Raw genomic sequence first — 22,071 nt, 5'->3', positions numbered from 1 at the left:
TATAATGAATGTTTGTATAGTCGGAACCGGTTATGTTGGTCTTGTCAGCGCCGCATGCTTTGCTGAAATGGGAAATACCGTCACCTGCGTGGATGTGAATCCCGATGTGGTGAAAACGCTTCAGGCCGGCAAGGTGCATATTTACGAGCCCGGTCTTGAGGAGCTGGTGCGCCGCAATTACGCCGAAGGTAATCTCATATTTACCACCAGCCTTGCAGAAGGTATGGAACGGGCGCAGTTCGTTTTCATAACCGTGGGAACTCCTTCCCGTCCCGATGGCTCCTGCGATCTTTGCTATGTTGAGCAGGTGGCCCGCGAAATCGGTCAGCACATGCACAAACCTGTCATCGTTGTGGACAAGTCCACTGTGCCGGTTGGCACTGCGGACCGTGTGCGCGGTATCATCAGCGATGAGCTTGCAAAACGTGGTGTTGATATTGAATTCGACGTGGTTTCCAACCCCGAATTCCTCAAGGAAGGCGACGCAGTCAACGACTTCATGAAGCCCGACCGCGTGGTGGTGGGTACGGAAAGCGAGAAGTCTGCTGAATACCTGCGCACTCTTTACGCTCCCTTTGCCCGCAGCCGCGAGAAGATGATTGTCATGGGTGTGCGTAGCGCGGAAATGACCAAGTACGCTGCCAACTGCATGCTCGCCACCAAGATTTCCTTTATCAACGAAGTGGCTAATATTTGCGAACGTGTGGGGGCTGACGTGCGTGATGTGCGCATTGGCATCGGTTCCGACCATCGCATCGGCTATCACTTCATCTACCCCGGCGTAGGCTACGGCGGTTCCTGCTTCCCCAAGGACGTGAAGGCGCTCATCAACACAGCGCATGAGTATGATTTCCGTCCCGAGTTGCTCGAATCCGTGGATAACGTGAACGATCGTCAGAAGCTTCGCATGGCCGAACGCATTCTCGACTACTTTGAACCGCAGGGTGGAGTGGCCGGCAAGACCCTCGCCATATGGGGCATTGCATTCAAGGCCAACACCGACGATACCCGCGAGGCAGCTTCGCTTGCCATGATCAAGGAACTCACTGCAAAGGGTATGCGCATCCGTGCCTTTGACCCCGTTGCAGGCGAAAAGGTGAAGCCTCTGTTTGAAAACGATCCGCTGGTGGAAATCGTGGACAAGCAGTACGAGGCTGTGGAAGGTGCGCAGGCGCTGCTGGTTGTAACCGAGTGGAACCAGTTCCGTACCCCGGATTTCGACCGCATAAAGGCCTCTCTGTCCGCTCCCATTCTGTTCGACGGTCGTAACCTGTACCCGCCGAGCATGATGGCTGAACTTGGTTTTGCCTACTTCTGCGTGGGGCGTCCCGATCCCAAGTAGCGTATCTGATAATTGAATGAAGCAAGGGCTCCCGGTGCACATCGGGAGCCCTTGTTTGTTGGTAGTGGGCAATATTGGGCAATAAAAAAGGCGGCCCGCTGGGGCCGCCTTGCCGGATGTGTCGGAGTTACGCTCTGCGTTCGGAGACGCATCGCCTGCAGGAGCGCAGCTGCAGCTCCTGAAGGATAAGGCGCTCATACTGCATGGAGGCCTGATTGCGGGCCTGCATGTCGTCTTCAAGAAAGCGTTCGAGAAATTGTGTTTCTTCCCAGAAGTCAAGAAGCTCATCATCTCCAAGAGATTTTATCTGCATGTGGAGCGGGGCATCCTCAGGATAGGGAAAAATGTTCGCCATCAAAGTGGGACTCCTTGCCGTACGGGCGGTTTTGTCATCGCTCTGCAATGACGCAATACTAATATCCGACCCTATCACCTTTTACAACCCTTTTTGTTTCGACGATTATCATGGCTGGTTGGGGCTGTTTTGTCCAAACTAGTTGCCATGTGTACGCAATATCGGTACATTGCATACTGACCTATTGAAACAGGACGTTTCGGCCTCTTTCCGGGGCAGACTTCTTAGAAGGAGTAGCGAAATGAGTGAAGCGCAGAGAAAGCAGGACGACGAACTTCTGCAGCTCGTGACCTTCAGTATAGGCGACGAAGAATTCGGGGTTGATATTCTGAAGGTGCAGGAGATAATCCGCACCATGGAAATCACCAAGGTTCCCCGTGCGCCTGAATTTGTTGAAGGGGTAATCAACCTTCGCGGCAAGGTTATTCCCATTATTGACCTTCGTCGTCGTTTTGGTCTGACTTCCAAGACCCATGACAAGCATACGAGAATCATTGTTATTGAAATCAATAACATGATTGTCGGTTTTGTTGTGGACTCGGTTTCGGAAGTGCTGCGTATTCCCGCCAGCACGGTCGAGCCGCCGCCGCCCGTTGTGGCAGGGATGGAGTCGGAATATATCAGCGGTGTCGGAAAGCTTCAGGATCGTCTGCTCATCCTGCTCGATCTCGACCGTCTGCTTTCCAACGACGACCTCAACGTGCTTGGTCAGATCTAAACCGCGTCCGTATCGATACAAGGGCCGCCAGATGTTCCGAAAGGAGCACGGCGGCTTTTTGTCGTCCCTTCCCGGCATTGTGCCGAGCTGAACGGATGCCAACCAAACGGGTTTCCAGTGCTTTTTGACGAGATGATTCTGGCGCTGCAGAATTCTACGCAGCGTGTTGTTCAGGTAGCGAGGAGCGGTCCCGCTTCTCAGGCCCGCATGGCCCATTCTCTGCGGAACAGGGATGAGCATGTGGTGGTTGTCGTGCGCAACTCGCAGGAACTGGCGGAACTGAAAGGTCTTCTTACCCTTTTTACGCCGGAAAGTTCCACTGAAGAGACCAACCTTACTTCTCCGGTCTGGGAACAGCCCTGGACCGTTATACCCCAGCATCCTGCCGGTTCTCACGGCAAGAGCGCATGGTCTTCGCGCATTGCCAGCCTGTACTCGTTGAGCCTGCGCAAGAAGCACCAGGGTGTTCTGGTTTCGCTGGATAACTTCCTGCCCAAGCTGCCGCCGGTTACCCTTTTCGACACGCATGAGCTGGTCCTGCCCGTGGGGGATGATACTGGCCCCGATCTGCTGCTCGATCAATGTGTGGAGTGGGGGTATTCCCGTGTTCCCATGGTGACCCAGCCGGGAGAAATGGCGCTGCGCGGGGATATACTTGATATCTTCTGTCCCGGTTATGCGCGCCCTGTCCGTTTGGAATTTTTTGGTGACCAGCTTGAGGAAATACGGCTCTTTGACCCTTCAAGCCAGCGTTCCCGCGGCAATATGCAGGAGATTGTACTGCTGCCCACATCGCCTCTCATTCTGAGTTCAGATCAGAGAGCCAAGGCGGTGCAGTGGTGGAAGGAGCTGGAAAAGCACGGCAAGCTGGCCAAGGGACAGGCCGGGGCTTTTACCCGTGCGGCAGAAGAGGGATCAACGCCAATTCTGCCGGGGTCCTATTACGAGCAGGCGGCTTTTCTTGAGCAGTGGCTGCCCAAAGACGCCGTATTCATTCTGCCTTCCGAGCGGGAACTTAAAGAATCACTTGAAGAGTCAGAACGCACTTGGCACGCCTTTCTCGATAAGCAAGCGGCTGAGACGGGCCTTCGTCAGCCCGCAAGCATGGCCCTTCGTTCGCAGGATCAGGCAACAGCTGTCTGGTCTGATAATCGCCGCGTTCACTTTGAAGATCTGGTCATCGGCGTGGAGAAGCAGGGAGCAGACCTGACTGAACGTTCGTATGGTGCGTTTCAGGATATTTTCACCTCGTCGCAGGATCAGGATCGCCCGTGGCAGGCCCTTGTCTCCCGGTTGCGCAAGTGGACGCACGAAAAGCGGCAGGTACTTCTTGCTTTTTCCAATGAGCGGAGCAGGGCCAAGTTCCTCAAGCTGGCCGAGCAGGACGGGCTTATGCCCCACCTGCGCTATTCGCTATGGGAAAAGGGATTGTTCGCACTGGTGGCACCATTCCGGCGCGGTATTGACCTTGTATGGGACAAGGTGCTCATACTCGGAGAGGATGTCATCCAGCCGAGAACGGAGCGTCGGGAGCGGGCCCGCACAGGAGCCTTTGCGGGGCTGAAGGAGCATGATGACCTGACGCCGGGTGATCATCTTGTCCACCGGGACTACGGCATAGCAATATTTGACGGCATGCACCGCATGGAACTGGGCGGTGTGGCCAACGATTATCTGCTGCTGCGCTATGCTGGCGATGACAAGCTGTATCTGCCTGTTGACCGGCTCGGTCTTATCCAGCGGTTCAAAGGACCGGACGGGGGCGCTCCTGCCCTCGACAAACTGGGCGGTGCAGGCTGGCTCACCTCAAAGTCCCGGGCGCGCAAGGCCATTGAAAAAATCGCCCACGACCTTGTGGAAATGTACGCATGGCGGCGCATTGCCAAGGGGTTTGGCTACGGCCCCATCAATGAACTGTACAGGGAATTTGAAGCCTCTTTCGGCTTTGAGGAAACGCCGGATCAGGCCCGTGCCATTCAGGATGTGCTGGAAGATATGGAAAAGCCCACCCCCATGGACCGCCTGGTATGCGGCGACGTGGGCTTCGGCAAGACGGAGGTGGCCATGCGAGCCGCGTTCCGTGCCGCCTGTGAGGGAAAACAGGTGGCCTTGCTTTGTCCCACCACCATCCTTGCGGAACAGCATTATCAGACTTTCAAGAGTCGTCTGGGCGGCTTCCCCGTCAACATAGGCATGCTTAGCCGGTTCGTGACCCGCCAGAAGCAGAAGGAAGTGCTTGCCGCGGCCTCAAAGGGGCAGGTGGATATTCTCATCGGGACGCACCGTCTTCTTTCAGACGATGTGGATCTGCCCAATCTCGCTTTGCTCGTTCTGGACGAGGAGCAACGCTTTGGCGTCCGCCACAAGGAGAAGCTCAAGAAGTTCAGGAAGAATGTAGACGTTCTCACGCTTTCGGCCACCCCCATTCCCAGAACATTGCAGCTTTCCATGTCGGGCATCCGTGAGCTTTCCGTTATAGAAACGGCCCCGCTCGGAAGAAAACCGGTAGAAACCGACCTTATCGAGCGCGACGCGGATATGCTGCGCGGCTATATCAAGCGGGAGCTGGACAGGGACGGTCAGGTCTTCTGGGTTCACAACCGCATAGAGGGTCTTGAGCGCGTGGCGGAGTATGTGCGCCAGCTCGTGCCGGAAGCCAGATTGGGGCAGGCACACGGTCAGATGTCCGAGAAGGATCTGGAAACCACCATGCACAAATTCTGGCATGGTGAACTGGATGTTCTGGTATGCACCGCCATTGTGGAATCCGGTCTGGATTTTCCGCGCGCTAACACGCTGATCGTGGACCAGGCCCAGATGTTCGGACTCGGACAGCTTTACCAGTTGCGAGGCCGTGTGGGCCGTTCGGATGTTCAGGCCCATGCCGTGTTTGTGGTGAACAATCTGGAAACATTGCAGGATATAGCCCGAAAACGCCTCAGGATCATTATGGAGATGGACTACCTCGGAGCCGGTTTCCAGGTGGCCATGGAAGACCTGCGTCTGCGCGGTTCCGGCAACATCCTCGGCGAAGCTCAATCGGGCCAGATGGCCCGCGTGGGGCTGGACTTGTATCTGGAAATGCTGGAAGAGGAAGTGAGACGCCTGAAGGGCGAAGAGTCCCTGATTGCCGTGGAAACAGAACTCAATATTGGCGTGAATGCCCATATTCCCGAAACGTACATCACGGATGGAAGGGAACGTCTGCGTTTTTACAAGATGCTGTCGTCTGCCGTGGATGCCGTTATGCTGCAGGATCTCGAACTGGAAATGCGCGACCGTTTCGGACCGCTGCCTGAAGAGCTTTCCAACTTCCTCGGTGTGTTACTGTTCAAGCGATTCCTCATGTCCATGCAGGTGCAGAGGGCTGACATCTTCAAGGATAAGGTACGTCTCATATGGGGCGATAAATCAGATGCCGTTTCACCGGCTGCGCTTGTGGAATGGGTTGGCGCCCGCGCCTCTTCCGCCCGTCTAGTCCCGCCGGCATGCCTTGAGTTCAGGATGGAGACTGGGGGAAATGTCAGAGAGCGTCTGGAGAATGCCCGGGCCGAGTTGACGCCTCTTTTACAGAAAAAATAAGGACCTGTGATGCTGCACAAGATAAGATATGCCCGTTTGCGCCATTTGTGTTCCCTGACTCTGTGTTGCCTGTCTGCGGTGCTGCTGTTTGCCGGCTGCTCCAAGGATATGGAACAGGAAGGGGTGGTTGCCACTGTCAACGGCAAGCCTATCTATCTTACCCAGCTTGAAGCCAGCTACGATCTGAACAATCTGAGTTGGTCCGGCGGCATGGTTCCGGCGGTGGATGCCTTGCGGGAGGATTACGGCAACGTGCTGGCCCGTCTTATCGTGAATGAGCTTGTAAATCAGGCTTTGGTCAGAGCAGGGTTGAGTGTTACCGATGAGGCTGTCGCCAATGCGGAGGCCGTCATACGAGCCGATTACCCCGAGGGGCAGTTTGAAAAGGCTCTGGTGGAAGAGTACATAGACATCACCGTGTGGCGTACCCAGCTGCGTCAGCAACTGGCCATGGAAACCCTCAAAACTGACGTTCTGCGACCGCGTATCAAGTTGACCTCGCAAGAGGCGGAAGCGTACTACAAAGATCATGTGGCCGATTTCTATCTTCCGCCGCGCATCCGTTTTCTGCATCTTTCCGGCAGGGACAGGGAGCACGTGAGCAAAGCCCGCGACATGTGGCTTGCCGGTACTCCCGAAGAGGAAATTTTAAAGTCCTTCGACGATATCACCGTCCGCGAATTGAAAATGCGGTTGAACATGATGCCTGTGAACTGGAAGTCTACCTTCGACAAGCTGAAGGAAGGGGAGGCCAGTGCCGTCATGAATGCCGATAACAGCTTTGAGTCACTCATCTTGCTGGAGAACTTGCCGGAAAAGGTTCTGGGCCCCTCTCATGCTTATCCGCTTGTGGAAAAGGTGCTGCTGGAGCAGAAGCTACAGTCTGCTTTTGATGAGTGGCTCAGCGAGGAACTGGGCAAGGCGGATATACGTATTTCCAGTCTGCTGCTGCATCCTGCGGAAGACAAAAACGCAGAAGATGCTCCCAAATCAGGGCAGAATGCTGAAGGCGGCGGGGCGGATGCCAAAGCGCAATGATTGATTGCGGTATGCAGTTACCGCAATCCTTTAATGTTCACGCAAGGTTCCGTGAAGGTCCGGTATTTTTTCCCTATTGTTGCATAACATCTGGAAACAGATTACACGAAACGTAAACTGATGATGCGTTGCTGTTGCCGGTTATGAAATAACCGTAACCAGCTGAAGCGGCAGCACATGTCTATTCCTTCAACCATAATCTGGGAGTGGGTATTGTCACCTAAGCATAGAACTTTGCGGGCCTTTTGTGCCTGTTCCATTCTTGCGTGCGTACTTTTTCTGAGTGCCGGCATCGCAGGAGCCGAAACCGTTTTCAACAAGATCGTCGCCGTTGTGAACGGGTCGATCATTACCCAATATGATGTTCAGGAAGCAGTGGCCCCGGAGTTGCTCAAGACCGGTCTTTCCCGCAAAAATCCGGGCGATGCCGACAGAATTCATGCCATCGAGAGAAAAGTGCTGGATGCCATGATCACCGACGAGCTCTTCACGCAGGAAGCAGAGCGCTACCAGCTGACCGTGAAGGACACCGAGGTGGAGAACGAAATCCGCAAGATGGCCCAGCGCAGCAACATGACCCTTGAACAGGTCAAGGAGCAGATGAAGGCGGATGGCGTTTCATACGATATGCTCTTCGGCAAGGTACGCAAGAACATCGTCCGCTCCAGGCTCATCAGTTATATGGTCAGCCGCAAGGTCGTTGTGACCAAGGAAGATGTGCAGGCCTATTATGATGAGCACAAGTCCGAATTTACGAGCGAAAGAAAAGTTACTGTCAAGATGCTTGTCTTTGCTCCCAATGCAGATAAGGAAAAGCCTCTGGGCATGATCCGCGAAGGCAAGCTTTCATTTGAAGACGCCGTGAAGATGTTCTCCGTCGGTCCTGCCAAGGACAACGGTGGTCTTCTGGGCGACCTTGCATGGAAGGATCTTTCCTCCACGTGGCGAGAAGCCCTTGAGCCTCTTTCTGCTGGGCAGGTGGCCGAACCTTTTGAGCAGGAAGGCGCAACCATCGTGCTTAAACTCGACAAGGCGACCTCCGGCGATATGCTTCCTCTGGAGGATGTGTACAGCACCATCGAGAATACGCTGCGCCAGCCCATGCTCGAATCCCGTTTTGAAGAATACACAACCAAACTGCGTGAAAAGGCAGTGGTTAAAATCAATCTGTAATCCATCAACGTCCGACTCTTCGGAGGCTTAATGACTTCAATGACCGAATTGGGGGCTCTCCTGCAGAAGGAGAGAGAACTCAGGGGGCTTTCACGCGAGGATGTCTCGCGAAGTATCAAGGTAGCCATACGGACACTGAAAGCATTGGAGAGCGGTGAGCTGGAGGAACTGCCTCATCTGGTTTATACCAAGGGCTTTGTTAAGTCTTATGCACGGATAGTGAAGCTTAACCCGGAAGAACTCGGTGCGGCCGTGGATGCCATCTATCTGGAGGCCTACGGCGAACCCGAAGATCCCGAACCGGTGTATAATGCCCGAAATGTCCAGTCCTCCTCTCCCAGCTGGCTCTGGATAGTGCTCATTGTTCTGCTGCTTGGTCTTTCAGCTGGTGGCGGGTGGTATTTCTTCCTGCGGACACCTTCGGCTCCGGCCGTTGTGTCAGGGGAGAACCTTCCTGCCGAATCCGCAGTTCAACCTGCGCCGGAAACACCGCCTGCCGTGCAGGACCCGGTGCCCGCTCCGGAAGAAGCACCCGCCGGTGCTTCTGATAATCTGTCCACTAACTCTTCCACGGGAGCTTCGATTGAAGCTCCCGCGGAAGGGTCCGCCGGAAGCGATCTGGCAGATAAGGCCCTGAACGGTGCACAGAGCGCGCTCTCCATGGAGGCGGCTCCGCAGGCAGACCAGTCTCAGGCAGGCCTTGAAGCGCCCGCCGCTTCGGCAGATCAGGGCGCCCCGGCCGTTGTTGAACCCCCGGCTGAAGAAGAAAGTACGGAAACGCCTGCCGTTACGGAACAGGCTGCTGCTCCGGCTCAGGAGTCTGACCACGTAAGTGTGGTGACCAGCGGCTCTGCTTCGCAGGACGTGGCGCTGCCAAAGGTTTCCGGTGATCAGAAGATTACCCTTTCCGCTTCGGCCGAGTGCTGGGTTGAAGCATGGGGAGACGGGGTTGATCGCAAGGAGATGTATCTTCGCTCCGGCCAGAAATTTGTAATACGCTTCCCCAAGACCCTGACGTTGCGCCTTGGAAACTCCGGCGGTGTCAGCCTTGCCCTGAATGGAAAGAATGTGAAACTCGACGGTGCCGACGGCAAGGTACTGACCATGAATTTCGTCCGATCCCGATAGTCTGATGGATTATACGGATAAAGGAATCATTCTCCGCATCGGGCGGTTCAAGGAAGCGGACCTGTGGGTCCGCTTTTTGTCTCCGGAGCATGGAATTTTTACGGCGTTCGCCTTTGGCGGCTGCCGGAGCAGACAGCGCTTCAGCGGATGCCTTGATCACCTCAACCAAGTGCTTTTCAGGGTCAAGGGCAGCCGGATGGCCGCCTACAACAGCCTCGAGGAAGGAACGCTGCTGCGTTCACCCGTGAGGTTGCGAACTGATCTGCAGCGACTGGGACTGGCGGTGAACTGTCAGAAGTTCATTGAAGCCATGGGGGTTTCTGCAGAAGGTGCGGGAGCCGCTTTTTCCCTGTTTGAAGGGGTGCTTGCATTGTTGCAGGAATCGGAAAAGGTTGACCCCTTGCTTCCCCTGTTGTTCAGGGCACGATTTGCCTTTGAGCAGGGGTATCGGCCCGAGACCGGACATTGCATGCAGTGCGGAACGCTCATAGGGCAGGGGGGAGGCGTGTTTCACGTGCAGGAAGGTGTTTTGTTTTGCGGAAATTGCACTGCGCCATCCGGTCCGCGCTTCAGAATGGGTAACGAATCTCTTGACGCTTTGCGATTTGTGCAGGACAATCCACCGCTTTGCTGGACAGCACTGGACCTTTCGCCGCGTGCCCGCAAGGAGATTACCCGTGCCGTGGACGGCTTTATTCAGTTCCATGTCGGTCTGGCATGGGAGAAGGGCATGTTCAGGCGCGTTTAGCGCGAAATGGTGGCTTTGTCCGCCAATGCATTCGACCACAACAACACGGTTACATCGTGTACAGAATATTGACTTCAGGGGATCATCATGCACTTCCAAAACGTTATTCTCACCCTGCAGAACTTCTGGTCCGAGCAGGGCTGCGTGCTTGCACAGCCGTTTGATATCGAATGCGGTGCGGGTACCTTCAACCCCGCGACGTTCCTGCGCGTTATCGGTCCCGAGCCGTGGAATGTCGCGTATGTGGAGCCTTCACGCCGTCCCACTGACGGACGGTATGGTGAAAATCCCAACCGCCTGCAGCATTATTTCCAGTTTCAGGTCATTCTGAAGCCTTCTCCCGACAACATTCAGGAGTTGTACCTTGCAAGCCTGAAGGCTCTGGGTATCGATCCTGCCGTTCACGACATCCGTTTCGTCGAAGATGACTGGGAATCTCCCACCCTCGGCGCATGGGGGCTGGGCTGGGAAATCTGGCTGAACGGCATGGAAGTGACGCAGTTCACCTACTTCCAGCAGGTGGGCGGTATAGACCTGTTCCCCACCAGCGTGGAAATTACCTACGGTCTTGAGCGCCTGTGCATGTATCTGCAGGGCAAGGAGTCGGTGTACGATCTCATGTACAACGACAAGGTCACCTACGGGAATGTCTATCATCAGAACGAAGTGGAAATGTCCAAGTACAACTTCGAACTGAGCGATGCCGGTATGCTGCTGAACCTGTTCAACATGTATGAAGGTGAATGCAAACGCCTGTGCGAAGAGGGTGTGGCATGGCCGGCCTATGACTACTGCCTGAAGTGTTCGCACACATTCAACCTGCTTGATGCACGCGGAGCCATCTCCATTACCGAGCGCACCGGTTATATAGGTCGCGTACGTGCTCTGGCATCCGCAGTGGCTCGTCTTTACGCGAAGCAGCGTGAAGACCTCGGGTATCCCATGTTGCCCAAGACCGAAACCAAGTAAGCCCACAGGAAGAGCATACCATGTCCGTATTTGTGTTGGAAATCGGCACCGAAGAGTTGCCCGCCCGCTTCCTGCCCGGGCTGGAAAAGGAATTGAAGGACCGTCTTGCGGCCTTTTTGACGGAATCGCACGTGGATTTCGAAGCCATTGATGTGCAGTCCACCCCCCGCCGTGCAGCGGCTACCGTGAAGGGTATTTCCGCCATTCAGAATGAAGCGGAGGAAGTGGTATCCGGTCCGCCCGTCAGAATAGCCTATGATGCCGAAGGCAAGCCCACCAAAGCTGCCGAGGGTTTCGCCAAGACGCAGGGCGTTGACCTTGCCGATGCGTTCACCCTCAAGATCGACAAGGGCGAGTACCTTGCTGTCCGCAAGAAGATCGGCGGTGCCCGCACTCTTGATCTGCTTTCGGAAGGGTGTCCCGCCATCATTGGCGCACTGCCGTTCCCTAAGAAGATGAAGTGGGGCAGCCTTGAATACACCTATGCGCGTCCGCTGCGCTGGGTTCTTGCCATGTTCGATGATCAGGTGGTTCCCTTTGGCGTGGCAGACCTCGCCTCAGGCAACACCACCCGCGGGCATCGTGTGCACGGCCCCGGTCCCTTCACCGTTTCTCATGCTGATAAATTTGCCGATGTCGTGCGCGAACAGTGTGCCGTCACCCTCTCCGGTGCCGAACGTCGCGCTCACACCATTGCGGAAGGTAATGCCCTTGCCGCAGCCATGGGTGGCACCGTGCTCTGGAAAGACAGCCTGCTCGACGAAGTGCAGGGGCTTTCCGAACATCCGGTGCCCTGTCTGGGAGGATTTGATCCTTCCTTCCTCGAACTGCCCCGCGAAGCTCTGCTGACCAGCATGCAGAGCCACCAGAAGAGCTTCGGCCTTGAAGACAAGGACGGCAACCTGCTTCCGTACTTCCTGACCGTGCTGAACATCACTCCCAAGGATATGGATGTGGTGCGCAAGGGCTGGGAACGCGTGCTGCGTGCCCGTCTTGAAGACGGCCGCTTCTTCTGGCGCAACGACCTGAAGAACAGCTTTGATGCATGGCTCGGCAAGCTCGACTCGGTTATCTTCCTTGCTCCTCTGGGCTCCATGGGCAACAAGACCCGTCGGCTTTCCACTCTGTGCGGTTCGCTGGCCGCGTCTGTGGATGCAGGCCTGAAGGCTGATGCCGAAAGGGCAGGGCGTCTGTCCAAGGCCGACCTCGTTTCCGAAATGGTGTACGAGTTTGACAGCCTGCAGGGCATTATGGGTGGCATCTATGCCCGCAAGATGGGTGAAAACGACGTGGTGGCACAGGCCATTGCGGAGCAGTATCTGCCCGCAGGTCCCGATACGCCCGTTCCTTCCTCCCTCTGCGGTGCGCTGCTCTCCATTGCGGACAAGGCCGATACCATGGCCGGCTGCTTCGGCCTGGGCATGATTCCCACCGGTGCTGCCGACCCGTATGCGCTGCGCCGCTGCTGCCTCGGCATCACCCGCATCATGCTGGACCGGAACATCCGTGTATCCGCCCGCGACATCTTCCTCGCCGCGCAGGCCGGATATGGTGATGCTATCAAGTGGAAGCTGGCTCCCGAAGAAGCACTTGAGAAGATGGTTGAGTTCTTCAACCTGCGTCTCAAGAACTACTTCGTATCGCAGGGCTATGAAACCCTGCTGGTGGAAGCTGCGCTCAATGCCGGCTCTTCGGATATCTGCGATGCCGCCGCGCGTCTCAAGGCACTTGATGCCTTCAGCAAATCCGAAGGATTCGGGCAGGCAGTGCTCACTTTCAAGCGTGCGGCAAACATCATCCGCAAGCAGGGAGAAGAGGCCGGTGTGGCTCTTTCCGGTGTTGTGGATGCTGCCCTGTTTGAAGACGAAGCGGAAAAGGCTCTTGGTGAAGCGCTCAGGGCTGTCGAACCCAGATTCGAAAGCCTGTGGCAGGCAGGGGATTTTGATGCCCTGTTCGGTCTGCTCGGCGAACTGCGTCCTACCGTGGATGCCTTCTTCGATAATGTCATGGTCATGTGCGACGATGCCGCCGTGCGCGTCAATCGTCTGAACCTGCTGACCTCTCTGGTGCAGAAGCTTGGCAGACTTGCCGACTTTGCAGCACTGCAGATGTAGCAGAAAATACTTTCGCCACTCGGAATGGTTCTGGTAACTGTCCTGAGAGGTGAAGAAAAGTCGGATAATGCTTGACATGCTGGGGGTGGCAGCGTAATGACTTGCTTCCCGTGTTCCAGTAATTGTCATTAAGATTCTTACATACAAGTCTTTCGGAGGATTAATCGTGGCTAACCACAAGTCTGCCATCAAGCGGCATCGCCAGAGCCTGAAGCGCGCTGCTCGTAACCGCGCTATGAAGACCCGTGTCCGTAACACTGTGAAGGCTGTTCGCGCAGCTGTTCAGCTCAAGGACAAGGACCAGGCTATGGCTCTGCTCGGCACCGCTTCGTCCATTTTGGACAAGGCTGCCACCAAGGGCGTTATCCATTGGAAAAACGCTTCTCGTAACATTTCTCGTCTGAGCAAGGCTATCTCCCAGATCTAGTTCGCCTTGCAAGATTACGTTTGCAAAGAGGCCCGCCTTTTGTGCGGGCTTTTTTGTTGTCTGCGTACCAGGTTCCATGTGAGGAGCATTTTGCCCCAACCTTGCAGAGGCACATGCAATTTGGTAATAATTGCGAGACGCTCAATCCGCCAAAGTCCTATAGTTCAAGGTTCCGGCTGAGTCGTGCCGGACCTGAGCGGCGTGAAAGGCTGGTTCCACTCGTGAATTGTTTTTGCGTTCCGGCTTTGGCATATCAGGGAGAAACACCTAACATGGGTTTTTTCAGTCGTGCACCGCGGGTCGAACAACTCAAGGTGGTCATCGTCGGGGCGGGCGAAGTGGGATACCACATTGCCCACCGTCTGGCTCAGGAAAGCAAGGAAGTGGTCATCATTGACCAGAGTTCCGAAGCGCTACGCCGTGTTTCCGAAGTGTTGGACGTGCAGACTTTTCAAGGGTCCGGTTGCAGCCCTGTCGTTCTCTCCGATGCCGGAGTGATGGACGCTGATATTTTTCTGGCTGTGACGGACAGTGACGAGATAAACATCATCGCCTGCCTGTTTGCCAACGCCATTTCTCCGGATTCCATCAAGATCGCCCGTATCCGAAACGAGGAATACAACCTCTATCAGGATGCCCTCACCAACAAGCCGCTCAATATTTCCACTATCATCAATCCCGAGATTGAAGTCATCAAAGCCATCGACCGCATGCTGGCCGTGCCCGGTGCCGTAGACTTCAGCGAGTTCGCCGAAGGTCGCGTCAAACTTGTGGGCATTCGGGTTGAAAAGGGACCGCTGGTTGGAAAGAAGCTGATGGCGTTCCGTGATGTTGTGCCGGATACCAATGTGCTCATTGCGGCAATCGTCCGCGGCGAGGACCTTATCATTCCGAGCGGACGCGATGAAATCATTTCCGGTGATATCGTGTATTTCGCGTGCAAGGATACCAGTCTTGATGTGGTCCGCAGCGTCTGTGGCCGTGATATGGCCCCGGTGCGTGATGTGCTCATTATCGGCGGTGGTAACATAGGGCTGCGTCTGGCCGTGCTGTTTGAGCGCAAAGGCCTGCATGTGAAGCTTGTGGACAAGAGTGAAGCACGTTGTCAGTATCTGGCGGAAAAGCTGAACTCCACACTTGTGCTTCGCGGAGACGGAACCGATCAGGATTTCTTGCGTGAAGAAAACGTGGGAGAGATGGATGCCGTTATTTCGCTGACCTCCGACGAAGAAACCAATATTCTCTCTTCACTGCTTGCCAAGAATCTTGGCGCGAAGAAGACGGTAACCCGTGTGAACAAGGTCGCCTACCAGCCTCTGGTGAGTGCCATCGGCATTGATCATTCGGTTTCACCCCGTCTTTCTGCCGTGAACTCTATCCTGCACCATATCCGCCGTGGCAAGGTGCTCTCGTCAGTGTCCATCCGGGGTGAGGGCGCAGAGGCGCTTGAAGCCATTGCGCAAGCTGATTCCGAACTTGTGGGCAAACCCGTAAAGGATCTTGCCATGCCGCGCGGCACGCTGCTGCTGGCCATTGTGCGAGGCAAGGAAGTTGTCATTCCCAGTGGTGACAGCATGATACAGCCTGATGACCGTATCATCATTCTGTCTACGCGTGAGAATGTCTCGCGTGTTGAACAGGCGCTGACGGTAACACTGAAGCAATTGTAGGCCGGCATGCGATTTGCGTATTGTCTGTACGTCATAGGGGCGCTGGTTGTTTCCGTGGGGTTGACCATGTTGTTCCCCATCGGCTGGGCTCTCTATTATCGCGATTCCGGTTTGTGGCCCCTTGTGCATTCCATGCTCATTTCCGTCTGTGTGGGGCTGCTGCTCATTCTTGCGTTCCGGCGCAAGGACAAGCAGATCATGAACCACCGTGAAGGCATGGCCATTGTGGCCCTGGGCTGGCTCGGTGCCGGACTTGCAGGCGCGTTGCCCTTCTTGCTGGCAGATGTGTTCCCCACGTGGACGGACTGCGTGTTCGAGTCCATATCGGGGTTCACCACCACGGGCTCAAGCGTCATGACGGACATTGAGTCAACGCCCCGCAGCATTCTCATGTGGCGCAGCCTGACACACTGGCTTGGCGGTATGGGGATCATCGTCATGTCTCTGGCCATTCTGCCCTTCCTCGGGGTGGGCGGCATGCAGCTTTACAAGGCGGAAGTTCCCGGTCCCGTGCCGGACAAGCTCAAACCCCGCATCAAGGATACGGCCACGGTTCTCTGGAAGGTGTATGTGGCCATCTCCGTTGTCCAGTGCATACTCCTCATGTTCGGCGGCATGACACTCTTTGACGCCATCTGCCATACCTTCGGCACCATGGCGACGGGGGGCTTCTCCACCAAGAACCTGTCCGTCGGCCATTATGACAGCGCCTATATCCAGTGGGTCATCACCATCTTCATGTTCATTGCCGGTGCCAACTTTTCCCTGCATTACAGGGCGTTGATCGGCGACGTGAAGTGTTTCTGGAAGGATTCCGAATTCAAGTTCTATGCGGTTGCAACTGTGATTTTCACGGTGCTGATTGCCTTGTTTATCTACGGCCGCAATTACGATACCTGGACAGAATCGTTCCGCCATGCGGCGTTTCAGGTGGTTTCCATATGCACAACCACCGGTTTTGCCACGGCGGATTACGAGCTGTGGCTGCCGTTCCCGCAGGCCTTACTTCTCTTCCTCATGTTCCTTGGGGGGTGCGCCGGTTCAACGGGTGGCGGCATAAAGTGCATGCGTGTGCTGCTGTTGCTCAAACAGGCCTACCATGAATTGTTCCGGTTGGTGCATCCGAGAGCGGTGAAGCATATCAAGCTCGGGGGGCGTATTGTGCCTGCCGAGGTCATGTCCGGCATATGGGGCTTCTTCATTCTGTATGTGGGACTGTTTGTCATTTCCAGCTTCCTGCTCACTGCACTGGGCATAGACGTGCTCACGGCTTTTGCGGCTGTTGCCGCCTGCATAGGCAACATTGGGCCGGGTCTTGGTACTGTGGGCCCTGCAGAGAACTTTGCACATCTGCCGCTGGCCGCCAAGTGGGTGCTCACATGGTGCATGCTGCTCGGGCGTCTTGAAATCTATACTGTGTTCATCCTTTTTGTGCCGGAGTTCTGGCGCAAGTAGACTGTACTTCTTCGAAGTGACGCATTTAGCGCTCTGTCGTAATTCGGCAGAGCGCTTTTTTGTGACGGGGAGCTATGCTTGACACTGCATCAAGCCGGCAGGCGTGGAGGATTCGGTCCGGACGTGATGAGGCTTGAATTGACCATGAGCAACTGGAGCGGCATAGGGCTCATGGTGATTGATCTGATGCAGGATGTCAGGCGCGGCAGGGCCGGGAGAAAGAAGGTAGGTCAGATAACGGGCTATCAGCTTGGTGTGTTCCTGAATGAATGCACGACGGGTGAAGCCCTGAATCTCTATCTACTGCGAAAGGGGATATGCGAAATGAAAACGCCCCGCCGGAGTGCGGCGGGGCGTTTTCTTATGCATCCAGTTCGGATTCTACCCGGTATTTCCGGTAGAGTCGGTAGCCGAGCAGGCTTGAAACAACCATGAGCACGGCGCTGATAGTGGTGCGCCAGACAGGATCAACATTCACTCCGCTGCCGAGCAGGGCGAAAATGAAGGTCTGGGGGATGTAGCCGAGCGCGGAGCCTCCGAGAAATGAGAGGGAGGATATGGACGTGATACCCGCCAGAAGATTGGTCAGGATATTGCTTCCCACGGGCAGCAGGCGGATGACCACAGTCATCTGGAAGGGGTCGCGCTGCAGAAAGGCGTTGAGCTTTGCCGTCTTCTTGCCCAGTCTGCGCTCAATGGCCTCGCGTCCGGCAAAACGGGCGTAGTAGAAGGACAGGGCGCAGCCAAGTGCGGTTCCCACGGTTCCCATGACGGTGCCCATAGTTGCCCCGAAAACATAGCCCGCAAAAAAACCGATTATCTGGCGGGGCAGGCCCACCGCAGTGAATCCTGCGGCAATAGCCAGAAACAGCAGGTCGCCGGAAATACCCTGATCGCGGATGTGCACGTCCATCCAATGCTTGTCCAGCACTTCATTGAGGCCGGAAACTCTGAAAAGATAGATGGCTGCCGCCAGCAGAGCGAATATGAAAAAGGCCTTGAGGATGGCCTTTCTGGTTTTTGCATTGATCAATCTGTGCTGTCCTCGTCTGTCATGTTCCGCTTTGCAGGTCGCGGAGCAAGGCGACTGTTATCGCACCGTAGGGCGGTACCGATGTTCTGTAAGGAAAAAGAGGGCCAGAAGCATCTGTCCCGTCAGCATAACGTGGTCGCCGTCCAGCAGGGCCTGTAAGGCGAGGAGCAGGCAGGAGCCGAGACCCGCAGCCAGCCGGAGGCGATCATACGCCGAAGTTGTTTCGGCTGTATTACCCTTTTCGTTTCCGAAAGGGGGGGGAGCGGAAAGGGCATTCCGCTTCTGTTGTCCGGTCCGGCGGAAGGCCAGATGAACGACAGAGGCGGCCTGCAGGGCCGCCCCGATAAATGTACATGTCCAGTGCAGCCAGAATTCCATCCGGTATCCTGCTTTGCCGTCCGTCTATTTCTGTTCCCTGATCGTATAGCGGAATGTGCGTTTCTGCATCCAGCGAATGGCCAGCAGGTCGAAGAAGGTGGCCTTGGTGCGGTCCCACACGCCGTATTTGGATACGCCATGCTGTCTGGGTCTGTGATTTACACGAACTTCGGCAACCTTGGCGCCCTGCATCTTCATGAGCGTGGGCAGAAAACGGTGCATACCCGTGAACATGGGAAGGAGCTGCGCCATGCTGGTGCGCATCACCTTGAGGGAGCAGCCGGTATCCTTGACGGTTTCATTGCTCAGGCGGTTGCGGATGCCGTTGCCGATCTTGGAGACGATCTTTTTCACAATGGAGTCCTGACGCTTTGCGCGCCAGCCGATGACCATGTCAAAGCCGCGCTCGTACTCCTGAAGCATGGCAGGGATGTCGGCAGGGTCATTCTGAAGATCGGCGTCCATGGTAACGACAACGTCGCCCGTAGCGGCATCAAAACCAGCCTTGAAGGCGGCAGACTGTCCGCAGTTCTGGGCAAAGACCACATAGCGGACAGTATCGTGCTTTTCCGCAAGCTGGCGCATGACCTCAAGGCTTCTGTCCTTGCTGCCGTCATCCACAAAGATGACATGCCAGTCTTTGTCGGTGCGCGACATGGCGCGTTCGATCTCGGCGAACAGGATAGGGAGGTTGTCTTCTTCGTTATATACGGGAACAACTATGGATAGTGATTTGATTGTTGTCATAACCGGGAAGTAATAGCGAATTGAGAGATTATTGTAAATCAGTGATTGACACATTAGCCGCTTCAACGTAAACCCCCTCTCACACGTGACGCGGGGTGGAGCAGCTCGGTAGCTCGTCGGGCTCATAACCCGAAGGCCGTCGGTTCAAATCCGGCCCCCGCTACCAAGAGAATATGGGTCCGACAGCAATGCTGCCGGACCCTTTTCCGTTTATCCCGCCCTGCACAGGCTAGTATCCCATCCTGGTATCCTGCTCACTATCCCGCCGTTATCCGCTGTGACGGCTTGGACTGATTCCTAGTCCCTCCGCAACCTGCGAAAGTCTTTTATTGGCATTGACGATATACCCCTCGCTACGTACAACCATAAATAGAAATAAATCTATTTTTGTGGCGGCGAGTTGCGCCATTACTCGTGGCGGACCGGCTTTTGTCATGCTCTCCGCGTGATCGCAGGGTTAGGACAGAAGTCATCTCGCTGATTTTGTGTAGCAAAAAGAGGCAGGATAGCCATGCGTGCTTCGAACAGTGTTTACAATGTCAGCCTTGTCCTTCTCTTCCCCTTGTTGGCACTCGGGCTGCAATGGGTGCTCTGGGCCAGTATTTCTCCCTTCACCTGGCTGTTGTTCTTTCCGGCGGTGTTCTTCAGCGCCAGACTTACCGGCTTGCACGGCGGTGCGGTTTCCACAATCCTTTCGGCTCTGCTGGGGTGGTATTTCTTTATCACGCCTCAGCGTTCGTTCGGTTTTGAGAATACTGCTGATCTGTATTCCACCATTATGTTCATTCTGATGGGGTTGCTCATCAGTGAGGCCCTTGAACGGCTGAAAAAGGCAGAGCAGCGTCCCGGTAAGAATGTAGCTGAAGAAGTGCAGCAAAGTTCATCCGAAAGCGGTTCGTTTAGCCAAGCCGATTCTGCCGGTGCGCCTGTCATGGGTGCGGCGGCATGCACTGAGAATCTGGGTGATAAGCACTGGATTCAGTTTCCTGAAGAGATTTTTGGTGGTCCCTTCGCTGCGCGGGATATTCTCGTATATACGCGGGACAGGCGGGGGCGTCTGCTCGGCGTTAATCCGGCCGTATATTCCATGACGGGAATACGGAAGGATAATCTGCTCGGCGGCATGTCCTTTCTGACGTTTACTTCTCCCGTCGACGGCGGGCAGGTGGACAATGACAGAGCCGTTCTTGAGTGCGGAGAAACAGGTGTGTTTGAGGAAGTGGCGGAGACCTTGAACGGCCAGCGGCACTTCCTGTCAGTCAAGCATCCTCATCGGGATCAGGACGGAGTGGTGGATGGTCTTGTCAGCATATCCTTGGATATTACAAGGCGGAGAATCGCGGAGCAGGAGAATGAACGTAAGGCCCGGGAGCAGGGGTTGCTGGCAGATGCGGCAAACAAACTTTCTCTTGCCGCCAGCATTGAGGAGGTGCGTGGAATCGTAAGCCGTGCCGCTAGGCAGATAGCCGGAGCTGACGGGGCCACCTTTGTGCATAATGAAGACGATAACTGTTTCTATGCAGATGAAGAAGCCATAGCGCCGTTATGGAAGGGAAAACGGTTTCCGCAAAAGCTTTGCATAAGCGGCTGGGTTATGCAGAACCGGAAGGCAGTAATCATTCCGGATGTCTTTGATGATCCCCGCATTCCGGCAGACGTGTACCGTAAGACCTTTGTAAAAAGTATGGCCATGGTTCCCATCCGGTCCGCGGCACCTCTGGGATGCATAGGCATATACTGGGCGAAGCGTAACGTGCCGGATGACTCTGTCGTGCAGGCCTTGCAGTCTCTCGCTGACCTGACATCGGTCACCATGGAGAAGTTGGCTCTGATACGCAAATTGACTGAAAGAAATGTGGAACTCAAGCAGAGCAAGGAAGAGGCCGATGCAGCAAACAGGGCCAAGTCCGAGTTTCTTGCCAATATGAGCCATGAATTGCGTACTCCGCTGAACGGCGTCATGGGTACCCTGCAGATTCTGACGGATACCCCCCTGAATGCTGAACAGGAAGATTTTGTTGTGCTTGCCACGCAGTCGTGCAGGCGGCTCACCCGGCTTTTAGGCGACATTCTGGACCTTTCCCGTATCGAGGCGGGCAAGGAAGAACTCAAGGTGGAATCGTTCTCGCTTCCGGATACGGTGCGGGCCGTGTGGCAGTTGTTCTTTCCGGCTGCAAGACAGACCAACGTCATACTGAATCTTGAGATAGCATCTGCGGTGCCGCCCATGCTTTGGGGGGATGCTACCAAAGTGCATCAGGTGCTTAACAACCTTGTGGGGAATGCACTGAAGTTCACCAAAACGGGCTCTGTGGATATCTATGTAGGAGCGTTGCCAACATGCGATAATCGAGACCTGCGCATTCTGTTTTCGATAAGCGATACGGGAATAGGTATCAGTGATGATAATCTGGTCAGGATGTTCGAACCGTTCAGTCAGGCTGAAGGAAGCTGTACCAGACATTTTCAGGGAGCGGGGCTTGGGTTGTCCATTGTGAAACGCCTTGTGGCCCTTATGGGCGGGGAGTTGTGTGTTGAGACAGAAGAATACGTTGGCTCCACCTTCTACATTTCGCTTCCCTTCCAGCGGGTGGAAGCCTTGGCGGAACAGGTGGGAGATGTGCTTTCCGCGCAGGGGATAAGACGGCTGCCTTATCACGTGCTGGTTGTGGAAGACGATACCCTGAGTGCCCGTTTTGTGGCACGGCAGCTGGAGAACGCCGGAGCAACCGCCTATATTGCCGGTGATGGCAAGCAGGCGCTTGAGGCGCTGCGTGAAAAGGACTTTGACCTTGTTCTCATGGACATACAGATGCCCGTAATGGACGGCCTGCAAGCTGTAAAAGCCATTCGCGAAGGGGAAGTGGGCGAACGCAGGCGGCTCATACCGGTTATCGCGCTCACAGCCTATGCCATGGCAGGAGACAGGGACCGGTTCATTGCTTCGGGAATGGACGCCTATCTGCCCAAACCTGTGGATTGTCAGGTACTTCTCAAGACAATTGACGGGATTATGGCGCAGCAGAATTAGTTTTCGGCTGGCAGAACAGTGCTTGGGGCTGGAACCGTGGTTGCCGTTCACCGGCTGTTTTTGACCGTTCACCGGAGTAATCACGGCACTCCCCAGCAATTGTGCTCTATGCCTTGACATTTTTGCTCTTCCGGCACTACTTTTCATGAACAAACTTATTTCC

16 protein-coding genes and 1 tRNA gene are annotated in these 22,071 nt (G+C 55.3%); 14 read left to right on the top strand and 3 right to left on the bottom strand.

The features are described from left to right. The first annotated feature begins 4 nt into the window (after window positions 1-4). Window positions 5-1,342: a UDP-glucose dehydrogenase family protein gene (locus HUV30_RS11685; RefSeq protein ID WP_174405622.1), complete on the top strand. Its 1,338-nt coding sequence runs from the start codon at window positions 5-7 to the stop codon at window positions 1,340-1,342. A gap of 127 nt (window positions 1,343-1,469) precedes the next feature. Here the strand turns inward: HUV30_RS11685 and HUV30_RS11680 are convergent, their stop codons facing one another. Next, on the bottom strand, window positions 1,470-1,697 hold the full coding sequence (locus HUV30_RS11680) for a hypothetical protein (RefSeq protein WP_174405621.1): 228 nt from the start codon (window positions 1,695-1,697) through the stop codon (window positions 1,470-1,472). A gap of 241 nt (window positions 1,698-1,938) precedes the next feature. Here HUV30_RS11680 and HUV30_RS11675 point away from each other — a divergent pair, with 241 nt between their 5' ends. The 11 genes from HUV30_RS11675 to HUV30_RS11625 all read left to right on the top strand — a co-directional run bounded on the left by HUV30_RS11675 (window position 1,939) and on the right by HUV30_RS11625 (window position 16,719). After that, the gene (locus HUV30_RS11675) at window positions 1,939-2,415 is read left to right on the top strand and encodes a chemotaxis protein CheW (protein ID WP_174405620.1); all 477 of its coding nucleotides are present in this window, start codon (window positions 1,939-1,941) and stop codon (window positions 2,413-2,415) included. A gap of 132 nt (window positions 2,416-2,547) precedes the next feature. Then, the gene (gene mfd, locus HUV30_RS11670) at window positions 2,548-5,997 is read left to right on the top strand and encodes a transcription-repair coupling factor (RefSeq protein ID WP_174406178.1); all 3,450 of its coding nucleotides are present in this window, start codon (window positions 2,548-2,550) and stop codon (window positions 5,995-5,997) included. Window positions 5,998-6,006: 9 nt separating this feature from the next. Further along, on the top strand, window positions 6,007-7,035 hold the full coding sequence (locus HUV30_RS11665) for a SurA N-terminal domain-containing protein (RefSeq protein WP_174405619.1): 1,029 nt from the start codon (window positions 6,007-6,009) through the stop codon (window positions 7,033-7,035). Between the two features lie 213 nt (window positions 7,036-7,248). Continuing rightward, a complete protein-coding gene (locus HUV30_RS11660) occupies window positions 7,249-8,208 on the top strand; it encodes a SurA N-terminal domain-containing protein (RefSeq protein ID WP_174405618.1) in 960 nt (319 codons plus the stop codon). A gap of 30 nt (window positions 8,209-8,238) precedes the next feature. After that, the gene (locus tag HUV30_RS11655; protein ID WP_174405617.1) at window positions 8,239-9,336 is read left to right on the top strand and encodes a helix-turn-helix domain-containing protein; all 1,098 of its coding nucleotides are present in this window, start codon (window positions 8,239-8,241) and stop codon (window positions 9,334-9,336) included. A gap of 4 nt (window positions 9,337-9,340) precedes the next feature. Beyond that, entirely contained in the window at window positions 9,341-10,084 is a 744-nt protein-coding gene (recO, locus tag HUV30_RS11650; protein WP_174405616.1) for a DNA repair protein RecO, read from the top strand. Window positions 10,085-10,171: 87 nt separating this feature from the next. Then, complete coding sequence (gene glyQ, locus HUV30_RS11645) at window positions 10,172-11,053, top strand: glycine--tRNA ligase subunit alpha (protein WP_174405615.1); 882 nt, start codon at window positions 10,172-10,174, stop codon at window positions 11,051-11,053. Between the two features lie 20 nt (window positions 11,054-11,073). After that, window positions 11,074-13,167 (top strand): glycine--tRNA ligase subunit beta, encoded by a 2,094-nt coding sequence (gene glyS / locus HUV30_RS11640; protein ID WP_174405614.1) that lies wholly within the window; start codon window positions 11,074-11,076, stop codon window positions 13,165-13,167. A 166-nt stretch (window positions 13,168-13,333) separates the two neighbouring features. After that, window positions 13,334-13,594, top strand: coding sequence for a 30S ribosomal protein S20 (gene rpsT / locus HUV30_RS11635; RefSeq protein ID WP_174405613.1), 261 nt, complete (start codon window positions 13,334-13,336; stop codon window positions 13,592-13,594). Window positions 13,595-13,866: 272 nt separating this feature from the next. Beyond that, complete coding sequence (gene trkA, locus HUV30_RS11630) at window positions 13,867-15,264, top strand: Trk system potassium transporter TrkA (RefSeq protein ID WP_174405612.1); 1,398 nt, start codon at window positions 13,867-13,869, stop codon at window positions 15,262-15,264. A 6-nt stretch (window positions 15,265-15,270) separates the two neighbouring features. Further along, window positions 15,271-16,719 carry a TrkH family potassium uptake protein gene (locus tag HUV30_RS11625; protein ID WP_174405611.1) on the top strand — a complete coding sequence of 483 codons (1,449 nt, stop codon included), beginning with the start codon at window positions 15,271-15,273 and terminating at the stop codon, window positions 16,717-16,719. A 361-nt stretch (window positions 16,720-17,080) separates the two neighbouring features. On the opposite strand, the gene HUV30_RS11620 is transcribed toward HUV30_RS11625, so the two are convergent. Together HUV30_RS11620 and HUV30_RS11615 are read right to left on the bottom strand one after the other, a co-directional pair. Beyond that, window positions 17,081-17,752 carry a TVP38/TMEM64 family protein gene (locus HUV30_RS11620; RefSeq protein WP_243452162.1) on the bottom strand — a complete coding sequence of 224 codons (672 nt, stop codon included), beginning with the start codon at window positions 17,750-17,752 and terminating at the stop codon, window positions 17,081-17,083. Window positions 17,753-18,154: 402 nt separating this feature from the next. Beyond that, window positions 18,155-18,877, bottom strand: a complete 723-nt coding sequence (locus tag HUV30_RS11615) for a glycosyltransferase family 2 protein (protein ID WP_174405610.1) — start codon at window positions 18,875-18,877, stop codon at window positions 18,155-18,157. 89 nt (window positions 18,878-18,966) lie between these two features. On the opposite strand from HUV30_RS11615, the gene HUV30_RS11610 reads away from it, so the two are divergent. Next, window positions 18,967-19,043: transfer RNA gene (locus HUV30_RS11610), tRNA-Met, on the top strand. A gap of 345 nt (window positions 19,044-19,388) precedes the next feature. Continuing rightward, window positions 19,389-21,908, top strand: coding sequence for an ATP-binding protein (locus tag HUV30_RS11605; RefSeq protein ID WP_174405609.1), 2,520 nt, complete (start codon window positions 19,389-19,391; stop codon window positions 21,906-21,908). The last annotated feature ends 163 nt before the right edge of the window (window positions 21,909-22,071 follow it).

This window comes from Desulfovibrio subterraneus, from assembly GCF_013340285.1.
GTDB lineage: Bacteria > Desulfobacterota > Desulfovibrionia > Desulfovibrionales > Desulfovibrionaceae > Halodesulfovibrio > Halodesulfovibrio subterraneus.
The sequence above is the reverse complement of the archived record's forward strand: the minus strand, read 5'-3'. Positions and strand labels throughout refer to the sequence as shown.

Coding starts and splice junctions, on each gene's coding strand:
- HUV30_RS11675 (WP_174405620.1), top strand. CDS start 1,939: ATGAGTGAAGCGCAGAGAAAGCAGGACGACGAACTTCTGCAGCTCGTG.
- trkA (WP_174405612.1), top strand. CDS start 13,867: ATGGGTTTTTTCAGTCGTGCACCGCGGGTCGAACAACTCAAGGTGGTC.
- HUV30_RS11605 (WP_174405609.1), top strand. CDS start 19,389: ATGCGTGCTTCGAACAGTGTTTACAATGTCAGCCTTGTCCTTCTCTTC.
- HUV30_RS11615 (WP_174405610.1), bottom strand. CDS start 18,877: ATGACAACAATCAAATCACTATCCATAGTTGTTCCCGTATATAACGAA.
- glyQ (WP_174405615.1), top strand. CDS start 10,172: ATGCACTTCCAAAACGTTATTCTCACCCTGCAGAACTTCTGGTCCGAG.
- HUV30_RS11655 (WP_174405617.1), top strand. CDS start 8,239: ATGACTTCAATGACCGAATTGGGGGCTCTCCTGCAGAAGGAGAGAGAA.
- HUV30_RS11625 (WP_174405611.1), top strand. CDS start 15,271: ATGCGATTTGCGTATTGTCTGTACGTCATAGGGGCGCTGGTTGTTTCC.
- HUV30_RS11665 (WP_174405619.1), top strand. CDS start 6,007: ATGCTGCACAAGATAAGATATGCCCGTTTGCGCCATTTGTGTTCCCTG.
- mfd (WP_174406178.1), top strand. CDS start 2,548: ATGATTCTGGCGCTGCAGAATTCTACGCAGCGTGTTGTTCAGGTAGCG.
- glyS (WP_174405614.1), top strand. CDS start 11,074: ATGTCCGTATTTGTGTTGGAAATCGGCACCGAAGAGTTGCCCGCCCGC.
- HUV30_RS11680 (WP_174405621.1), bottom strand. CDS start 1,697: ATGGCGAACATTTTTCCCTATCCTGAGGATGCCCCGCTCCACATGCAG.
- recO (WP_174405616.1), top strand. CDS start 9,341: ATGGATTATACGGATAAAGGAATCATTCTCCGCATCGGGCGGTTCAAG.
- HUV30_RS11685 (WP_174405622.1), top strand. CDS start 5: ATGAATGTTTGTATAGTCGGAACCGGTTATGTTGGTCTTGTCAGCGCC.